This window comes from Kitasatospora sp. NPDC059577 (assembly GCF_042735475.1).
Taxonomy (GTDB): domain Bacteria; phylum Actinomycetota; class Actinomycetes; order Streptomycetales; family Streptomycetaceae; genus Kitasatospora.
This window is the reverse complement of record NZ_JBHWBZ010000062.1, coordinates 20,929-39,372: the sequence shown is the minus strand read 5'-3', so window position 1 is coordinate 39,372 and position 18,444 is coordinate 20,929. Positions and strand designations below refer to the sequence as shown.

Sequence of the window (18,444 nt, the reverse complement as noted above, 5' to 3'; positions counted from 1 at the left end):
CCCCCACCCGGCCCGGGATCCGATGGGAGCGGCCATGCCGTCCTACCCCTTCCACACCACCCGCGAGGACGTCCGCATCCCGCTGCCCGACGGCACGCACCTGGCCGCCCGCCTGTGGCGGCCCGTCGTCGACGAGCCCGTCCCCGCGCTGCTGGAGTACTCCGGCGACCGCCTCACCGACCGGACCGCCGCCGAGGACGCCCGCCGCCACCCCTGGTACGCCGGCCACGGCTACGCCACCCTGCGGGTCGACACCCGCGGGCACGGCAACTCCGGCGGCACCCCCGGCGAACCCGGCGGCGAACAGGAGCTGACCGACGGCGCCGTGGTGGTCGACTGGCTCGCCCGCCGCCCCTGGTCCACCGGCCGGATCGGCCTGCTCGGCGTGGGCGCCGCCGGCACCACCGCGCTGCGCCTCGCCGCCCGGGCACCGGACACCGTCGGCGCCGCCGTCACCGCCTGCCCCGAGGGCGGCCACCGGCTCGGCGGCGCCGTGCTCGCCGCCGACCTGCACACCCGGCTCACCGCCCTGGTCGCCGACGCCGCCCTGCCGCCGGACCCGCGCCACGTCGGCGACGCCTGGCGCGGTCGCTGGCTGACCCGGCTGGAGTCCCTGGAGCCGCCCGTCGACACCTGGCTCGCCGCCGGCGAGACGACCGTGCCGGTCCCGGTGCCCACCCTCGCGCTCGCCGGCTGGGGCGACCCGTCCTGCTCCTTCGTGCTGCGCCTGCTCGCCGAGTCCCCCACCGCGCGCGCCCTGATCGGCCCCTGGCCGCACGGCCTGCCCGAGGACGCCCTGCCGGAGACCCTGCGCTGGTGGGACCACTGGCTGCGCGGCGTCGACACCGGTGCCACCAGGGAACCCGCCCTGCGCAGCTGGATCAGCACCCGCTGGACCGGCGACGACGCCTGGCCCTCCCCCGACGTCCGCGAGATCCACTACGGCCTCGACGGGCCGCTGCGCACCGCCGGCACCGCCTCCGACGACCGCTACGTCCACGTCCGCTCCCCGCAGCACACCGGCCTCAACGCCGGCGCCTACGTCCCGCACGGACGCCCCGCCGACCAGCCGCCCGATCAGCGCGAGGAGGACGGCCGCTCGGTCTGCTTCGACTCCCAGCCACTGCCCGAGCCGGTCGAACTGCTCGGCGCACCGACCGTACGGCTACGGCTGCGGGACGGCGGGCCCGCCCCGCTGGTGGCGGTCCGGCTCTGCGCGGTCGGCCCCGACGGCACCTCGGAGCTGGTCACCCGGGGCGTGCTGGTCGCCGACGGACCGGACGCCGAGGTGGAACTCGCGGCCTGCGCCCGGACCTTCCCGTCCGGACACCGGCTGCGGCTCGCCTTCTCCTCCGTCTACTGGCCGTGGGTGTGGCCCCCGGCGGAGGCCGCCGGGTACGCCCTCGACCCGTCGCGCTCCGCACTGAGCCTGCCCGTCCGCCACCTCGCCGCGGACATCGGCTCCGCACCCGTCTCCCTGGAGGCCCCCTCGCTGCCCGAACCGCTCGACGTCCACCTCACCGAGCCGCTCACCGCCCGGCCCGAATACCTCACCGTGCACGACATCGGCCGCCACGAGTGGCGCACCGAGCTCTCCCCCGCGACCGACGGGACCCGCACCCACCCCGACGGCCTGGTCCGCGACGAGCACACCGTGACCGCCTACCGCGTCCTCACCGACGCCCCGCTCAGCGCCCAGGCCCGCACCGACCGCACCGTCCGGCTGGAGCGGCCCGACATCGGCTGGGACGTCACCGTCCAGACCCGCGCCCAACTGCGCTGCGACGCGGGGCATTTCCTCAGCATCGTGCAGCTGCGCGCACTGGAGGCCGGGTCGGTGGTGTTCGCCCGCGAGTGGCAGCACCGGGTGCCCCGGGAGAGGCAATAAAAGATATCCTTATATATTTGCCTATATTCTCGGCTTTGCCTTATAAATGACCGCATGAAGACCCTGGGCCTGATCGGCGGCATGAGCTGGGAATCCACCGCCGAGTACTACCGGCTGATCAACGAACTCACCCGCGACCGCCTCGGCGGACTGCACTCCGCCCGGCTCGTCCTCCACTCGGTCGACTTCGCCGAGATCGAGCAGCTGCAGGCCGCCGGACGCTGGGAGGAGGCCGGACAGGTCCTGGCCGGCGCCGCCCGGTCCCTGGAGGCGGCGGGCGCCGACCTCCTGCTGATCTGCACCAACACCATGCACAAGGTCGCCGACCAGGTCGAGGCGGCCGTCTCCGTCCCCCTGCTGCACCTCGCCGACGCCACCGCGGACGCCGTCCGGGCCGCCGGACTGCGCCGGGTCGGACTCCTCGGGACGGCGTTCACCATGGAACAGGACTTCTACCGCGGACGGCTGGCGTCCGGCGGCCTCGACGTCCTCGTCCCGGGCGCCGGTGCGCGCGCCCTGGTCCACCGGGTGATCTACGAGGAACTGTGCGTCGGCGTGGTCCGGGAGGAGTCCCGGGCCGCCTACCGGGAGGTGATCGGGGAGCTGGTCGCCGCCGGCGCGCAGGGGATCGTCCTCGGCTGCACCGAGATCGAACTGCTGGTCCGTCAGGCCGACAGCCCGGTCCCGGTGTTCCCCACCGCCCGGCTGCACGCACAGGCCGCCGTGGCCGCCGCCCTCGACGGCCGGTGACGGGAAAGGAGGTTGCGCGCACGGCACGTCGGAATGCATGATCTCCCCCGACCGAGACACCGTCAGAGGAGGTGAGACCCGTGAAGTCCGTACCGACGTGGGTGCTCCCCCTCCTTGTCACGGTCGGCGACTGACACAGCCGTCGCCGGGAGCGCCCGGACATTCCGCGCTCCCGAAAGGCAACACGCCATGCACTCTCTCCAGTTCACCGCCGATTCCGCCACGAACGGCATGCGCGAACGCGACTTCACCGTGGGCGGCGTCCCCGGAGTCCTCTGGTCGCCGGCCTCCGGCACCGGCCGCGCACCCCTCGTCCTGCTGGGCCACGGCGGCGGCAACCACAAGAAGCACCCGGCGATGAGCGGCCGCGCCCGGCTCCTCGTCGAGGGCCACGGCTACCACGTCGCCGTCCTCGACGCCCCCGGCCACGGCGACCGGCCGCGCACGGCGCACGACGAGGCCGAGATCGCCGAACTGTTCCGCGCACGGGCGGCCGGCGAACCCGAAGGCCCGATCGTCGTCCGCTACAACGACCACCTGGCGAAGCTCGCCGTACCCGAGTACCGGGCCGCCCTGGACGCCCTCCAGCAGCTCCCCGAGATCGGCACCGACGGCCCGGTCGGCTACTTCGGCATCAACATGGGCACCGCGATCGGCATCCCCTTCGTCGCCGCCGAGCCCAGGATCACCGCCGCGGTCTTCGGCCAGCACTGGCCCGACGTCCTCGCCGAACCGGCCGGGCGGATCACCATCCCGGTCGAGTTCGACCTGCAGTGGGACGACGAGCACATCTCCCGCGAGGACGGACTCGCCCTGTTCGACGCCTTCGCCTCGACGGAGAAGTCCCTGCACGTGAACGCGGGCCGGCACAAGGAGCTGCCCCGCTTCGAAGCCGACAGCGCCGCCCGGTTCCTCGCCCGCCACCTCGGCCGGCCCGCCGGCTGACCCGCGCCCCGGGGGGCCCGCCCCCCCCCGCGGGCGCCCCCCCCGCCCCCCCCCCCCCCCCGCGGCCGCCCCCCGCCCCCCCCGCCCCGGGCGCCGCCCCCCCCCCCGCGGCCCCCCCCCCCCCCGGGCGGCCCCCCCACCGCGCCCCCGCCCGCCACCGTGCGCCTCCATCGGGACCGCGCACCTTCGTCGAGGGCGGGACAGCCCCCGCGGACACGCTCGGCACCCAGGTCACCCCACTTCGACGACCCCGACCTCGGGCGGCGGCGCGGACGAGCTCGCCGTCACCCCTCCTCCGGAACCTCCACGATCAGCAGCGTCCCCCGGCTGCCCGCCCGCACCGCGTGCCGCGCGCCCGCCGGCACCACCCGCAGCTCCCCCGCCCGGACGGTCGACTCCTCGGAGTCCAGCAGGAGTTCGAGACGTCCCTCGGCCACGAACAGCACCTCCGCCGTCCCGTGCACCTCCGGTTCCAACTCCCGCCCGTCCATCCGCAGCACCTTCACCGCCGCCGTCCCGACCCGCCCCAGCACCTGGGAACGCCAGGCCTCGGGCAGCCGCGCCGCCCGCTCGTTCACATCGACCACGCTCATGGCCCTGGACGCTACCCACTCCGGACGGACGATTGGTTGACCGTTCGGCAAAACCTCACCATGATCGCTCCGGTGAAGGCGCGCACGCTGTACCACGAACTGCTCGGCCACGACGGACCGCACGAAGCCGCCGTCGACCACTGGCTCGGCCGGCCGGGCGCCCCGGCCTACCGCGAGCGCCTGCGCACCGCCGCCGTCCACGCCACCGCCTGGTGGGCCGACGAGCCACCCGACGGACCGACCCTGGTCGAGGAGCTCTACGCCCTCGGCCGGGTCGCCGACGTCCTGCTGCTCGACCCGCGGTTCCCCTGCTACCTCCGCCTCTTCACCGCCCTCGGCATGACCCCGTTCGACGGCGTCGCGCCCTTCGACCCCTTCCTGCACGAGATCGCCGAGGTCGAGCAGGCCGAGGACCCGCAGGCGCCGATCGAGGTCCTGGAGGTCCGCCACCCCGGGCTGATGCTCGGCGAACTGCTCTTCGCCCGCGCCGCGGTCCGGATCCGGGCCGGCTCGGCGCACGCCGAACGCGGGGTCGCCGACCGCTTCCCGCTCTACTGGACGTTCCGCCGCGCCGACCGGACCACCCGCGACCTCTCCCACGGCTGGGGAAGCAACTCCCAGTGGAGCACCGACTTCCGGCTCGACTACCGGACCCCGGAGGGCGACCACCTCAACGTCGCCGAGGACGGCTCGGTCGACGGCCGCCCCGACCTCGGGCACTACCAGGACCTGGCCCCCGAGGAACGCCTCCTCACCCCCGCCGAGCGCCGCGAACTGCTGCGCAACCGCTGCCTCCTGCGCACCCCGCGGGCGGCCGCCGACCTGGCCGCCTCGCCCGGCTGGGAGGACGACCTCTTCCCCTTCGCGTGGCGGCTGCCCGCCGGGGAGGCCTGACCGGGGGCCGCCACGCGGTGGCCGCCGGGGCCCCCGCCGGACCGGTTCACCACCGGGCGAGCCCCCGGGGCCGGCCCGGCCACGAGCGGCGGCACGACGACCGCCGGCAGGGCCCGGCCGGCACCGAAGGACACGCGCCGTCGCCGGACAGCACCGGTCGTCGCACCCACCGCCCCGCCGTCGACCCGGTCGTGGTCAGATCCGGACCTCGGCGATCACGCGGCGGGCGATGGCCGCCATCCGCGGATTGGTGTCGCGGTAGTAGTCCAGTTCCATCAGGGCAACGGACAGCGCCCAGCCCCTACCGCGGGCCCACGCGGCGCCGTCGGCGCCGGCGGCCGTCCGGAAGGCGTCCCGGGCCGCGGCCGGGAGCACGTACCAGGCGGCGATCAGGTCCACCGCCGGGTCGCCGAGGCCCAGGCAGCCGAAGTCGATGACGGCGCTCAACCGGCCCCGCCCGTCCACCAGGAGGTTGCCGGGCTGGAGGTCCGCGTGGATCCAGACCGGCGCCCCGCCGTGGGCGGGCGCCCGAAGTGCGGCCTCCCACACGGCGGTCGCCGCCCCCGCGTCGATGACGTCGGCCAGTGCCGCGATCGCCGCCCTGGTCCGGCCGTCCCGCTCCCCCAGCGGCTCGCTGCGGTAGGCGGCCGGGCCGCCCGCCGGGTCCACCCGGTGCAGCGCGGTGACGAACGCCGCCAGGTCGGCGGCCAGCAGGACCGGTTCGGCCACGCCTCCGGCCTCCGGGTTGGCGCCGTCCAGCCACCGCAGGACCGACCACGGCCACGGGCAGCCCTCGCCCGGCTCGCCCGACCCCACCCGCACCGGTACGGCGACCGGCAGTTCGGGCGCCAGACGGGGCAGCCAGGCGCGTTCCTTCGTGATGTCCTCGACCGCCCCCGGGACGCGCGGGATCCGGACCACCAGGTCCGCGCCCAGCCGGTACATCGCGTTGCTGGTGCCGACCGGTTCCACCGGCTCGACCGGCAGTGCGGCCCACTGCGGGAACTGCGCGGCCACCAGTCGGCGCACCAGCGCCTCGTCGATGTCGAGTTCGTCCGCGTGCATCTTCGGGGAGGGCGACATGGCGCCCGACCCTTCCAGCACCTGCCGTACCCGGCAAGCGAATTACCAGGGCACGACCTGCCCCAGGTGGTCGACGAAGTGCAGCCCGCCCTTCCCCCGGTGCCGCTCGATCGTCCCCGCCACGCCGGGCACGCTCTCCTCCACGCTGAGCTCGGCCTCGAAGCCGCCGAGCCCGGTGCGCACCCAGCCGGGGTCCATCAGCAGCAGCGTCCGCGGGTCGGCCGCGCGGCGGGCCGCGTAGCAGCGCATCAGCTGGTTCAGGGCGGACTTGCTCGCCCGGTACAGGTCCTGCCCGCCCTCGGTGTTGAGCGCGATGCTGCCCTGGTCGGAGGACATCACACCGATGGTCCCGGCCGGCGCGACCAGCGGGCCGAGCGCCTCCACGACGCGCATCGGGCTCAGCGCGTTGGTCACCATGACCTCGGTGAACATATCCGTCGGGACCTCCCCGATCGGCAGGTCGCCGCGCGTGACGGCGGCGTTGACGAAGAGCAGGTCGAGGGTGCGGTGGGCCAGCCGGTCCCGCAGTGCCGCGATCTGCCCGGGGTCGGTCATCTCCAACGACTCGACGGTCAGCCGCCCGCCGGAGGAGTCCGCCAGGTCGTGCAGGCCGGTGCGCCGGGTGCCGCGGACCGTACCGATGACGTCCCAGTCGCGGTGGAGGAACTCGGCGGCGAGCCCGAGGCCCAGGGTCCGGGAGGCGCCGATGATCAGGGCGGTGCTGCGGGTGTCGGTCATGGTCCGAGTCTCCGAGCGGCCCGGGTCCGGCGTCCAATGCCCTTTCGAGCGCATTGATACCGTGCGGGCATGGATCTGGACCTGCGCAAGCTCCGCTACTTCGTCGCGGTCGCCGACCACGGGCGGTTCGGCCGCGCCGCGGACGCGCTGTTCATCACCCAGCCGGTCCTGAGTCGGCAGATCCGCGCACTCGAACGGGAGTTGGGCTGCACGCTGTTCACGCGGACCACGCGCAGCGTCGAACTGACCCCCGCCGGGCGGACGTTGTACGAGGAGGCGGGCCGGATCACCACGACGGTGGACGCGGCCCTGCGACGCGTGCAGGAGGCGGCGCGGAGCGAGCGGCGGATCGTCGTCGCCTTCTCGCCCGGCCTGCGCGTGTCGGAGGCGATCCGGGCGTTCACGGCCCGGCACCCCGAGGTCGGAGTCGACGTGCTGCCGCTGCGCTGGTGGGAACAGGACGCGCCGCTGCGGGACGGCCGCGCGCACCTCGGGTACCTGCGCCACCCCTTCGACGACACGGGGCTGCACACCGTCCCCGTCGGGCGCGAGAACAAGGTCGCGTGCCTGCCCGCGGCCCATCCGCTCACCCGCCGCGACAGCCTCACCCCGGCCGACCTGGACGGTGAGCCGGTCCTCGACGCCCGGGCGCGACGGGCCTACACGCTGGACGAGAAGTTCGAACTCATCGCCTCGGGCCAGGGCGTCGCCCTCGTCCCGGTGAGCGTCGCGGCCTCCTACTCCCGCCCCGACCTCGTCTACCTGCCCGTCGTCGGCCTCCCGCCCGTCGTGACCTGCCTGGCCGTCCCGCAGGACCACGACGACACCGGCCCCGTACGGGACTTCCTCGACATCGCCCTCGCCACCCTGCGCCCCGCCACCCCGGGCCCGCTCACTCCCTGACCGCGAGGTCCTGGCTGCCCACCACCTTGAGCAGCCGCAACGCCGAGTGCGAAGGGCTGCCGGGCACGGCGGTGTAGAAGATCGTCCACTGGTCCCGGTGCGGGTCGTGCAGCGCCTCGCAGTCGAGGTCGAGCGGACCGACCACCGGGTGCACGATGCGCTTGCGGGTGGAGCGGCGCACCTCGACGTCCTGGCGGGCCCACAGTTCGCGGAACTCCTCGCTGCCCGCGAGCAGCCGGTCGACCAGCCGGCGCACACCGCTGTCGGCGGGGTAGCGGGCGGCGGCGGAGCGCAGATCGGCGACCGCGCGGCAGGCGAACCGGGCCTGGCCGGTGGGGTCGTGGCGGGCCCGGGTGCCCGGGTCGGTGAAGAAGCGCCAGATGATGTTGCGCTCGCCCGGCGGCAGGGCCGAGAAGTCGCCGAGCAGCGCCGCCGCCATGGCGTTCCAGGCGAGCACGTCGCGGGCGGCGCTGCAGACCATGGCCGGGGTGTCGTCCAGCCGGTCGAGCAGGTGCAGGACGCCCGGCCGGACGTCCCGCGGCAGCGCGCTCGGGGGCAGCGGCGGCTCACCAACCAGGTGGTGCAGGTGGGCGGCCTCGTCCTCGGACAGCCGCAGGGCCCGGCTGATCGCGCCGATCATCTGCCGGGACGGGCGCGGGCCCCGGCCCTGTTCGAGCCGGATGTAGTACTCCACCGACATGCCCGCGAGCTGCGCGACCTCCTGGCGGCGCAGGCCCGGGGTGCGGCGCCGCCCGCCGGCCGGCAGGCCGACGTCGGCGGGCTGGATGCGGGCGCGCCAGCGCCGCAGGAAGGCGGCCAGCTCCGCCCGGTCCACGTGTTCCACGCCCCCAGTCTCGCCCGGCCGGCCCGTGCCGACCATGGGACCGCCGGTACCACCATCGACGGTGCCCTCCCGCCCGGCCGCCGACCCGGCCACGGTGGAGCCATGACCACCACAGCGAAGAACCGCATCGTCCTGATCACCGGCGCCAACAAGGGCATCGGCCTGGCCACCGCCCGCGAACTCGCCCGCGCCGGGCACACCGTGCTGATCGGCGCCCGCGACCCCGAGCGCGGCTCCGCGGCCGCCGCCGGACTCACCGCCGAAGGCCTGGACGCCCGCTTCGTCCACCTGGACGTGACCGACCCGGCCACCATCGCCGCCGCGGCCGGACTGATCACCGCCGAGTACGGGCGGCTGGACACCCTGGTCAACAACGCGGGCATCGCCCTGGACTGGCAGCGCACACCGGAGGAGCTGCCGGTCGAGGCGGTGCGCGACACGTACGAGACCAACGTGTTCGGCGCCGTCGCCGTCATCAACGCCATGCTGCCGCTGCTGCGCAAGTCCGCGGCCGGGCTGATCGGCAACGTCTCCAGCGGCCTCGGCAGCTTCTCCTTCCTGGCCGACCCGGACAACCCGGTCTGGGAGCACGCGACACTGCTCGCCTACAACTCCTCCAAGGCGGCGCTGAACGCCGTCACCCTGGTCTACGCCCGGGCGCTGCGCGAGTCGGGCATCAAGGTCAGCTCGCTGGAGCCGGGCTACTGCGCGACCGACCTCAACCGGCACAGCGGCCACGCGACGTCGGAGGAGGGCGGTCGCCGGATCGCCCGGCAGCTCGGCGAGGCCGGGGCCGGGGCCACCGGCCGGTTCCTCACCGCGGAGGGCGGCACCTACCCCTGGTGAACCGCGCCGGCCGCGATCAGCCCGGGCAGCTCGCGCATGTCGTGGAAGACGACCGTGTCCGGGCCGGCCAGCCGCTCCGCCGCCGTGACGCCGCCGGCGTAGCCGAGCGCGCGCATCCCGGCGGCGCGGGCGGCCCGGACGCCGGGCCCGCTGTCCTCGACGACGACGCAGGAGGCCGGCTCCACGCCCATGCTCCGGGCCGCGTGCAGGAACAGGTCGGGCGCGGGCTTGCCGCGCCCGACCTCGGTGGCGCTGAAGATCCGCCCCTCGAAGCGCTCGTACAGCCCGGTCCGGCCGAGGGTGTGCCGCATCTTCTCGTGGGTGCCACTGGACGCCACGCACGTCGGCAGGGTGATCGCAGCCAGCGCCTCCGGCAGGCCGTCCACCGGCGTCAGCCCGGCGTCCACGGCCTCGGCGTGCAGCTCACGGAAACGCTTGTCGAACAGCGTCGCGGTCTCCTCGTCGAACCGCTCGGCGACCATCGCGTGGTTGGCCGCCTCCGAACGCCCGACGAACCTCTCGATCACCTCGGCCTCACTCAGCGGCCAGCCCAGCTCGGCCGTCAGCTGCGCCACCACGCGCACGGCGATCACCTCGCTGTCCACCAGCACGCCGTCGCAGTCGAATATCACCAGCTCAATCGGCTTGATCATCCAGGCAGCATACGGCGGCCCGAAGCCGAGCAGGGCCCGGCGGCCGAAGCCACCGGGCCCTGCCGGCACTGCGCCGTCGGACGGCGTCAGCCGGTCTGGATCGAGGTGTCGTCGATGACGAAGCTCGTCTGCAGCGAGGAGTCCTCGACGCCGTTGAACTTCACGGTGACGCTCTGGCCCGCGTAGGCCGAGAGGTCGAAGGTGCGCTGCTGGTAACCAGCCGCGGCGTCCACGTTGGAGTAGGTCTTCAGCGTGGTGCCGTTGACCGACACGGTCAGCTTGTCGTACGCCGTGGTACCCGACTCCGCGGTGTCGATGTGCAGCCAGAAGCTCAGCGTCGCCTTGCAGCCCGCCGGGATGCTCACCGTCTGCGACAGCGAGTCGGTGTGCGTGGAGCCGTAGCCGTTCATCCACGCCTTCCAGGAACCGCCGTGCGCGGCCTGGCCGGAGCTGTTGTCGACCACGCCGGAGCTCGCCGTCCACGGCGCCGCCGAACCGGTCTCGAAGCCCTGGTTGCCCAGCAGCTGCGCCGGGGTGCAGCCACCGCCGCCACCCGAGGTCACGGTCCAGGTGAAGCTCGTCGAACCGGTCTTGCCCGCCGAGTCCTTCGCCGTCACCGTCACGTTCGAGGTGCCCGCCGCGGTCGGCGTACCCGTGATCGCACCCGTCGAGGCGTTGATCACCAGACCGGCCGGCAGACCCGTCGCCGAGTACGACAGCGGAGCCGTGCCGCCGGACGCGGCGATCTGCAGGTTCACCGCGCCGCCGACGGCGGTCGACTGGTCACCGGGGCTGGTCACCGAGACCGCGCCGCTGCCGGCCGGCTTGGTGAGCAGGCAGCCGGCCACGTTGAGGTCGATGGCCCGGGTGGAGTTCAGGCAGGTGGTGAACCAGTAGGTCTCCTGGCCGTAGCTCTGGCCCTTGACGGCCGTGGTGGTGCCGTCGGCGGCGACCTCGCACGGGTTGTCGAGGGTGCACATCTCGCCGTTGTCGTTACCGGTGTTGTTGATGCCGATGATCCGCCCGCTGGCGGAGTCGATGATCGGCGATCCGGAGGTGCCGTGCGTGGTGTTACAGCCCAGGTTGTAGCGCAGCGAGTCGTGAGAGGTCCACTGGTCCTCGCGCAGGGTGGGCACGAACCCGTTGACGGAGCAGTTCCAGACCTGCTTCCAGTACGAGGAGGGTATGTACATCGAGGCGCCGTCGACCGGGTGCGTGTCGTTGATGGTCAGCGCGGTGGCGCCGTACTTGGAGGTGATCGAGCCGTAGGTGTCGGTGAGCTGGTAGAGCGCGACGTCGGTGCCGGTCATCGTCCCGTAGAGCACCTTGTCGGCCTGGACGGTGCCCAGGCTGTTGCCCGCACCGTCGAGCAGGGTGCCGCTGCGGCTGGTGCTCTGGTTCTGGATGACCACGCCGGCCGAGGGCATGGTCGGCAGGCAGTGCCCGTTGGTGAGCATCAGCGCCCGGTCACCGGCCACCGAGGTGGGGTAGCGGACCAGCGAGGCCGAGCAGTTGCTCAGGGCGATGGTGGACGTCAGGTCGGCCGCCTGGACGGCGTGCGCGGGGGCGGCGGCGAAGGCCAACCCGCCCGCGACGACGGCACTCGTACCGGCCATCGCGACAAGTCTCTTGAACATGGCTCTCCTTGTGGGGGATCGCGGGGTGTACGACTGGTCGCCGAGGCCCGCGCCGCACGAAAGTGCCATGGCCACTTCAAAGGGTCAACCGTTCTGGACGAACTCGCCACTCCTCATCGCCTGTTGTGCCACCCGGCAGTCACCACCCGTCCCGGTATGCCCGTTACGCACTACGGCTGCGGGGCGGACCGCACTACGGCTGCGGGACGGAGTTCGCGGTCTGCCACTCGGACTTGGCATTGCCCTTGCCGTCCTCCGCGCGGAGCTTGATCGTCCAGATCGTCCCGCCGCCGCCCGGCTCGAACTCGTGCGTGTCCCCGACCTTGACGAACCGGCAGTTCTGGGTGAACTGCTTCGCCTCGGAGTCCCAGTCCGTCCCGGTGGTGTAGAAGATCTCGTAGGACCCGTCCTTGACGCCGTCGATGGTGGCGATCTGACCCTTGACCGCGTACGCCGAGGCCACCGCCTTGCCGTCGGCGGCGAGCGTGAAGACGGCGTCCACGGAGCCGTTGTTGTTGAACTTCAGCGTGCCCTTGCCGTGGTTGCCCCCGTCGCGGACCACGGCGCCGTTCTCCAGGGCCCGCGGTTGCGGCTGGGGCTTCGGCAGCTCCGGAACGGTGAAGGCGGCCTGGTAGCCGGCCGTCGCCAGTTCGGCCACGGCGGCCGGGACCGCCGCCAGTCCCTGGCCGGCGCCGAACTTGGCCTGCACGACACCGACGGTGCACAGCTTCTTGTCGTTGAGCTCGACGCGGATCGACAACGCCTCGGAGGAGAGCGAGTTGAGGCCGTTGACCAGGTCGGTGCGGGCCGTGTCGGCGCCGGCCGGTGCGGTGACGGCGTTCAGGCTCCGGACGGCCCGGTCGGCGCCGGACTCGACGATGGCGAGCGCGATGCCGAGTTCGTCCGTGGTCTTGGCCGCCGCCACCTTCCCCAGGCCGGTGCCGACCGGTTCGAGGACCTGGGCGAGCGTCGTGCCGTACGGCGTCGCCGAGGCGCTCGGCGTCGCCGAGGCACTCGGCGCGGCCGTCCCGCCACCCCCGCCGCCCGAGCACCCGGCGAGCAGCAGCACCCCGCCGACGACCGGACCTGACCTGAACACGGACCCTATGGACTTCACGACCCCACCCCTGTTGTCATCCGGCACGCGCTCCCCACGCGCACACGAACGGACATGGTGCCGAGTACGAACCACACCGGTCAACAAGGCCCGTACGATCATCGGACGGGCCCGCCCCGGCTCGCCCGTCAGGGTCAACTACGATCGGGCACGTGCTCAGTCTCACCGGCCTCCCCCTCCAGATCGTCGCCTCGGTCATCGCGATCGCCGTCTTCGCCGCCACCATGTGGCTCTGGCCGCGGTTCGGCGGCAAGGGCTGGAAGTCCTGGTTGGGCCGGCTCGGCGCCTTCCTGGCCGCCCAGGTCTCGGTGCTGGTCGCGATGGGTCTGATCGCCAACAGCTACTTCGGCTTCTACAGCTCCTGGACCGACCTGCTCGGCACCAGCGGCAAGCTGGGCACGGTGGTCGACCACACCCCGAACGCCTCCGGCATCGCCGTCACCGGTGAGCAGAAGTTCTACTCCTCCCAGGGCTCGGACCCGGAGCGCTCCGGGATGATCCAGCAGGTCGCCATCAAAGGAGCGGGCAGCGGTCTGAGCACCGACGCCTACGTCTACCTGCCGCCGCAGTACTTCCAGCCGGACTTCACCAAGCAGCGGTTCCCGATGGCCCTGGTGCTCACCGGCTACCCGGGCATCCCGGAGAAGCTGATCTCCCTGATGCAGTACCCGGCGTCGACCCTCGCCGCGATCGAGCAGAAGAAGCTGCCGCCGACCATCCTGGTGATGGCCCGGCCCACGCTCGTCGGCAACCGGGACACCGAGTGCGTCGACGTGCCGAACGGCCCGCAGGTGGAGACGTTCTTCACCAGCGACCTGCCCAAGGCCCTCGCCACGACGTACCGGATCGGCACCGACCCGGCCAACCGGGCCGTGATCGGCAACTCCACCGGCGGCTACTGCGCGCTCAAGTTCGCGCTGCGCAAGCCCGACTCCTACCCCGCGGCGATCGCGCTCTCCGGCTACTACAGCGCCGCCCACGACGAGACCACCGGCGACCTGTTCGGCGGCAGTGCCCAGCTGAAGCAGGAGAACGACCTGCTGTGGCGGCTCAAGAACCAGCCGGCCGCCCCGGTCTCGCTGCTGCTGACCAGCGCCTACGACGAGAACAACTACGACGAGACCAAGGCCATGGTCGCCGCCTTCAAGGCCCCCACCACGATGTCCACGATCACCCTGGACACCGCCGGCCACAACTTCCACACCTGGACCCGGGAGATCCCCCCGGCCCTGGAGTGGCTGGGCAAGCACATCACGATGCCCGCCCCCGCGTAACCGGGACGCCTGGAGCCGGAAAGCCGCGAAGCCCGCGAACCGGGAAGCGGACGGGCAGATCACACCCGTCTCACAGTCCCGTCTCACGGTTCTCTCAGTCGCGCCACGCACCGTATGGCGCATGACCACGAGCAGCTACTCCCCTCCGGCCGGCGACCCGTGGCCCGAGGCCTCGGACTTCCCGCCGCCGGAGGCGCCGCAGCCCGACCCCGCACCGCCGGCCCCGGCACCGCTCTTCCCCGAGCAGCCCCTGCCACCCGCCGGACCCAAGGGGCCGGCCTCCTGGTCCGGCCGGCTGCGCACCCTCCCGGCCCGCGCCTGGCGCGGGCGCGCGGACGACCCGCGCTGGGTGCGCCCGGCCCTGCTGGCGCTGCTGGCCGCGACCGCCGTCCTCTACCTGTGGGGTCTGAGCGCCTCCGGCTGGGCCAACGCCTTCTACTCGGCCGCCGTCCAGGCCGGCACCCAGAGCTGGAAGGCCTTCTTCTTCGGCTCCTCCGACGCCGGGAACTTCATCACCGTCGACAAGCCCCCGGCCTCGCTGTGGCCGATGGTGCTCTCGGCCCGGGTCTTCGGCCTGTCCTCCTGGTCGGTGCTGGCCCCGCAGGCGCTGATGGGCGCGACCACCGTCGGGGTGCTGTACGCGACGGTGCGCCGCCGCTTCTCCCCGCTCGGCGGTCTGCTGGCGGGCGCAGCGCTGGCGCTCACCCCGGTGGCGGCGCTGATGTTCCGGTTCAACAACCCGGACGCGCTGCTGGTGCTGCTGCTGACCCTGGCCGCCTACGGGATGGTGCGGGCGATCGAGGCGGCCGGCACCCGGTGGCTGCTGTTCACCGGGGTGATGTTCGGCCTCGCCTTCCTCACCAAGACGCTGGCGGCGTTCCTGATCCTGCCCGCCTTCGCGGTGATCTACCTGGTCGTGGCGCCGACCGGCTTCTGGCGGCGGGTGCGGCAGACCCTGCTGGCGGGCGTGGCCCTGGTGGTCTCGGGCGGCTGGTGGGTCGCGATCGTCGAGCTGATGCCCGCGTCGGCCCGCCCGTACGTCGGCGGCTCGCAGGACAACAGCTTCCTGTCGCTGACCTTCGGCTACAACGGCCTCGGCCGGGTGGACGGCAACGAGCGCGGCAGCGTGGGCGGCGGCAGCCGGCTCCCGGCCGGGATGGACCTGCCGGGCGGGGCGATGCCCGGCGGCGGCCGCGGCTGGGGCCAGACCGGCCTGACCCGGATGTTCGGCACCGACATCGGCGGGCAGATCGCCTGGCTGATTCCGGCGGCGCTGATCCTGCTGGTGGTCGGCCTCTGGGCGACCCGCCGCTACGCGCGGACCGACAGCGCCCGGGCGGCGTTCCTGGTCTGGGGCGGCTGGCTGCTCTCCACCGCGCTGATCTTCAGCTTCATGTCCGGGATCTTCCACCAGTACTACACGGTGGCGCTGGCCCCGGCCGTCGCGGCGCTGGTCGGCATGGGCGTGGACGGGCTGTGGCGGGCGCGGCACCGGCTGCCGTGGGCGCTGGTGCTGGCCGGGACGCTGGCGGTGACGGCGGTCTGGGCGTTCGTGCTGCTCGGCCGCAGCTCGGACTTCCTGCCGTGGCTGCGCTGGGCGGTGCTGGTCGGCGGGCTGGTCGCGGCGGCCGCGCTGGTCGGCGGACAGGTCGTCGGACGGGCCTCCGGCCGGACCGGCGCGCGGATCGCCTCGGTGGCGGGCCTGGTGGGCCTGGCGGCGGCGCTCGGCGGTCCGGCGGCGTACGCGGTGGACACCGTCGGCACGGCGCACACCGGCTCGATCGTGACCGCCGGACCGGGCGTGCAGGGCGCGTTCGGGCCGGGCGGCGGCGGACGCAAGGGTGGCGCCAAGGGCTTCCCGGGCGGCGGCAACGGCCGCGGGTTCGGCCAGGGCGGCCAGGGCGGCCAAGGCGGCCAGCAGGGCTTCCCCGGCGGCCAGGGATCGCGCGGGCAAAACGGCGGGGGCTTCCCCGGCGGCGGCTTCCCCGGCGGGGGCTTCCCGGGCGGTACGGCAGGCGGCTCGGGCAACGGCTCCGGCTCCGGCTCCGACCACACGAACGGCCGCCACGAGCGCGGGACCGACGGCGGAAACGGTGTCACCGGCGGCAACGGCGCCTTCCCCGGCGGCGGCACGGGCGGCGGCTTCCCCGGCGGCGGCAACGGCGGGGGCTTCCCCGGCGGCATGGGCGGCGGCGGCATGGGCGGCCTGCTCGGCGGCACCAAGGTGACCGACGAGGCCGCCTCCCTGCTCAAGGCGGACGCCGACCACTACACCTGGGCGGCGGCCACCGTCGGCTCGCAGAACGCGGCGAGCTACCAGCTCGCCACCGACGAACCGGTGATGGCTCTCGGCGGCTTCAACGGCACCGACCCCTCGCTGAACCTGGCGGGCTTCCAGAAGTACGTCCAGGAGGGCAAGGTCCACTGGTTCATCGCCGGCGGCTCCCGTGGCGGCTTCGGCGGCGCGGGCGGCGGGACGTCCGACCGGACGGGCGGCGGTGAGCGCCAGGAGTCGGAGAACACCCGGATCGAGTCCTGGGTGGCCGCCCACTTCACCGCCAGGACGGTCGGCTCGGCCACCTTCTACGACCTGACGGCCCCGACCTCCTGATCCCGCCCGACCCCGAAGGGGGGCGTACCGCGCGAACGCGGTACGCCCCCCTTTCCCCGTGCCGCCGACCGCCGACGAGGGAGGGCTCAGTCGGACGGGCAGTGCGTGCCCGCCGTCGGCAGCCGGCCGTCCACCAGGAACGCGGCGACGGCCGTCCGCACGCAGGTGCTCTTGTCGTACGCGGTGTGCCCGTCGCCCTCCCGGGTGAGCAGCACGCCGTTCTCCAGCCCGGCGGCCAGCCGCTGCGACCACGCGTACGGGGTGACCGGGTCCCCGGTCGAGCCGATCACCAGGACCGGGGCGCTGCCGGGTGCCAGGACCGGGTGCGGGTGTTCGGTCGAACGGTAGGGCCAGGAGCGGCAGTCCGGGGCGAGCAGGGTGGCGACGGGGTTGTGCCGGCTGGTCAGCGGCGCCTGGGCCGCGAGGTCGGTGAGGGCGCCGCTCAGCTGTGCGTCGGTGAGCGGCGGGAGGTCCGCGCAGGAGATGGCCGCGAAGGCGTCCGCCGCGGTCTCGTAGTGGCCGTTCTCGTCGCGGCCGTTGGCGTTGTCGGCGAGTGCGAGCAGCGCGTCGGCGTTCCGCCGCTTGACGGCCGGGGTGAGGGCCTCCTGCAGGCGGTACCAGGAGCGGTGGCCGTCGTAGAGCACGTTGAGGGCGGCGGCCCAGGCGAGGGCGGAGGTGAGGGTGCGGCCGTCGGAGCCGCGCATCGGGCGGGTGCGCAGGCCGTCGAGGAAGTCGGCGAGGCGTTTCGGGGCGGTGTCCGGGTCGGCGCCGAACGGGCAGTCGCTTCCGTCGTCGGTGGCCCAGGCGGAGGCGAAGGCCCGGAGCGCGACCTCGCCGGCGACGGCCTGTTCGACGTCGAGGCGCATCGGGTCGGTGCCGTGTTCGACGGCGCCGTCGAGCACGAGCCGGCCGGTGCGGTTGGGGAACTCCTCGGCGTAGAGCGCGCCGAGGAGGGTGCCGTAGGAGAAGCCGATGAAGTCCAGCTTGCGTTCGCCGAGGGCGCCGCGCAGCACGTCGAGGTCGCGGGCGGTGTCGCGGGTGCCGAGGTGCGGGAGCAGGTCGGCGTGGGCGGCCCGGCAGGCGTCGGCGAGGACCCGGCCGCGGTCGTAGGCCGGGTCGTCGCTGGCGTTCCACTGGTCGCGGGTGCGGTCGTCGAGGCACTGGACGGGCGCGGTGTTCCCGGCGCCGCGCGGGTCGAAGCCGACCAGGTCGAAGCGGTCGTGCGGCGCCCCCTGGAAGCTCTGCCAGTCCTCGCGGATCATCCTGACGCCGGAGTTGCCGGGGCCGCCGGGGTTGACCATGAGGGCGCCGATCCGCTTGTCCGGTTCGGCGGCGAGCATCCGGGCGAGGGCGACGCCGGTGGTGCGGCCGCCGGGGTCGGCGTAGTCCAGCGGCACGGTGAGGGTGGCGCACTCGATGCCCGGTCCGTCCTGGCCGTCGGCGTCCCCGGGGCACGCCCGCCAGTCGATCCGCTGGTTGTAGAGCGCGCGCAGTGCCGGGGCGGTGGTCGCGGTGACCAGGTCGTCGAGCGGCGGCCGGGTGGCCGTTCGGCCGGCGCCGCCGGAGCCGGTGCAGCCGCTCAGCAGGGCGAGGGCGGTGCCGAGCGCGAGGGCGGACAGGGTGCGCCGGGGGAGCCGGGGGGTTCGGAGATACCGGGAGATCATCGGG

Annotated in this window: 15 protein-coding genes and 2 pseudogenes; 8 read left to right on the top strand and 9 right to left on the bottom strand. The window is 73.9% G+C overall.

What is annotated here, in order from left to right; all coding sequences use genetic code 11:
• Nucleotides 1–34: 34 nt before the first annotated feature.
• The 3 genes from ACFV0O_RS33895 to ACFV0O_RS33885 all read left to right on the top strand — a co-directional run bounded on the left by ACFV0O_RS33895 (nt 35) and on the right by ACFV0O_RS33885 (nt 3,583).
• A complete protein-coding gene (locus tag ACFV0O_RS33895) occupies nt 35–1,888 on the top strand; it encodes a CocE/NonD family hydrolase (RefSeq protein WP_380347583.1) in 1,854 nt (617 codons plus the stop codon).
• 54 nt (nt 1,889–1,942) lie between these two features.
• On the top strand, nt 1,943–2,638 hold the full coding sequence (locus ACFV0O_RS33890; protein ID WP_380347582.1) for an aspartate/glutamate racemase family protein: 696 nt from the start codon (nt 1,943–1,945) through the stop codon (nt 2,636–2,638).
• A 189-nt stretch (nt 2,639–2,827) separates the two neighbouring features.
• Nucleotides 2,828–3,583: an alpha/beta hydrolase gene (locus tag ACFV0O_RS33885; protein ID WP_380347581.1), complete on the top strand. Its 756-nt coding sequence runs from the start codon at nt 2,828–2,830 to the stop codon at nt 3,581–3,583.
• Nucleotides 3,584–3,867: 284 nt separating this feature from the next.
• Here the strand turns inward: ACFV0O_RS33885 and ACFV0O_RS33880 are convergent, their stop codons facing one another.
• Nucleotides 3,868–4,176 carry a cupin domain-containing protein gene (locus tag ACFV0O_RS33880; RefSeq protein ID WP_380347580.1) on the bottom strand — a complete coding sequence of 103 codons (309 nt, stop codon included), beginning with the start codon at nt 4,174–4,176 and terminating at the stop codon, nt 3,868–3,870.
• Nucleotides 4,177–4,212: 36 nt separating this feature from the next.
• On the opposite strand from ACFV0O_RS33880, the gene ACFV0O_RS33875 reads away from it, so the two are divergent.
• The gene (locus ACFV0O_RS33875; protein ID WP_380347579.1) at nt 4,213–5,070 is read left to right on the top strand and encodes a hypothetical protein; all 858 of its coding nucleotides are present in this window, start codon (nt 4,213–4,215) and stop codon (nt 5,068–5,070) included.
• A 195-nt stretch (nt 5,071–5,265) separates the two neighbouring features.
• Here the strand turns inward: ACFV0O_RS33875 and ACFV0O_RS33870 are convergent, their stop codons facing one another.
• Together ACFV0O_RS33870 and ACFV0O_RS33865 are read right to left on the bottom strand one after the other, a co-directional pair.
• Entirely contained in the window at nt 5,266–6,153 is an 888-nt protein-coding gene (locus ACFV0O_RS33870) for an aminoglycoside phosphotransferase family protein (protein WP_380347578.1), read from the bottom strand.
• 42 nt (nt 6,154–6,195) lie between these two features.
• Nucleotides 6,196–6,891 (bottom strand): SDR family oxidoreductase, encoded by a 696-nt coding sequence (locus ACFV0O_RS33865; RefSeq protein WP_380347577.1) that lies wholly within the window; start codon nt 6,889–6,891, stop codon nt 6,196–6,198.
• Between the two features lie 69 nt (nt 6,892–6,960).
• On the opposite strand from ACFV0O_RS33865, the gene ACFV0O_RS33860 reads away from it, so the two are divergent.
• Nucleotides 6,961–7,794, top strand: coding sequence for a LysR family transcriptional regulator (locus ACFV0O_RS33860; RefSeq protein WP_380347576.1), 834 nt, complete (start codon nt 6,961–6,963; stop codon nt 7,792–7,794).
• Here ACFV0O_RS33860 and ACFV0O_RS33855 read toward each other — a convergent pair.
• A complete protein-coding gene (locus ACFV0O_RS33855) occupies nt 7,784–8,638 on the bottom strand; it encodes a helix-turn-helix transcriptional regulator (RefSeq protein WP_380347575.1) in 855 nt (284 codons plus the stop codon). The two genes, ACFV0O_RS33860 and ACFV0O_RS33855, sit on opposite strands and share 11 nt — an antisense overlap.
• Nucleotides 8,639–8,740: 102 nt before the next feature.
• Here ACFV0O_RS33855 and ACFV0O_RS33850 point away from each other — a divergent pair, with 102 nt between their 5' ends.
• Nucleotides 8,741–9,484 (top strand): SDR family oxidoreductase, encoded by a 744-nt coding sequence (locus tag ACFV0O_RS33850; RefSeq protein WP_380347574.1) that lies wholly within the window; start codon nt 8,741–8,743, stop codon nt 9,482–9,484.
• Here ACFV0O_RS33850 and ACFV0O_RS33845 read toward each other — a convergent pair.
• The 4 genes and pseudogenes from ACFV0O_RS33845 to ACFV0O_RS33830 all read right to left on the bottom strand — a co-directional run bounded on the left by ACFV0O_RS33845 (nt 9,472) and on the right by ACFV0O_RS33830 (nt 12,873).
• A complete protein-coding gene (locus ACFV0O_RS33845) occupies nt 9,472–10,137 on the bottom strand; it encodes an HAD family hydrolase (protein WP_380347573.1) in 666 nt (221 codons plus the stop codon). The two genes, ACFV0O_RS33850 and ACFV0O_RS33845, sit on opposite strands and share 13 nt — an antisense overlap.
• An 86-nt stretch (nt 10,138–10,223) precedes the next feature.
• Nucleotides 10,224–10,943 (bottom strand): annotated as a pseudogene (locus ACFV0O_RS33840) (putative Ig domain-containing protein); the annotation flags it as partial.
• Nucleotides 10,944–11,156: 213 nt separating this feature from the next.
• Nucleotides 11,157–11,753 (bottom strand): annotated as a pseudogene (locus ACFV0O_RS33835) (trypsin-like peptidase domain-containing protein); the annotation flags it as partial.
• 214 nt (nt 11,754–11,967) lie between these two features.
• Nucleotides 11,968–12,873, bottom strand: a complete 906-nt coding sequence (locus ACFV0O_RS33830) for a hypothetical protein (RefSeq protein ID WP_380347572.1) — start codon at nt 12,871–12,873, stop codon at nt 11,968–11,970.
• Between the two features lie 170 nt (nt 12,874–13,043).
• Here ACFV0O_RS33830 and ACFV0O_RS33825 point away from each other — a divergent pair, with 170 nt between their 5' ends.
• A complete protein-coding gene (locus ACFV0O_RS33825; RefSeq protein WP_380347571.1) occupies nt 13,044–14,165 on the top strand; it encodes an alpha/beta hydrolase in 1,122 nt (373 codons plus the stop codon).
• A gap of 121 nt (nt 14,166–14,286) precedes the next feature.
• Nucleotides 14,287–16,776, top strand: coding sequence for a glycosyltransferase family 39 protein (locus tag ACFV0O_RS33820; RefSeq protein ID WP_380347570.1), 2,490 nt, complete (start codon nt 14,287–14,289; stop codon nt 16,774–16,776).
• A gap of 86 nt (nt 16,777–16,862) precedes the next feature.
• On the opposite strand, the gene ACFV0O_RS33815 is transcribed toward ACFV0O_RS33820, so the two are convergent.
• Nucleotides 16,863–18,440 (bottom strand): alpha/beta hydrolase, encoded by a 1,578-nt coding sequence (locus tag ACFV0O_RS33815; protein WP_380347569.1) that lies wholly within the window; start codon nt 18,438–18,440, stop codon nt 16,863–16,865.
• Nucleotides 18,441–18,444 lie beyond the last annotated feature (4 nt).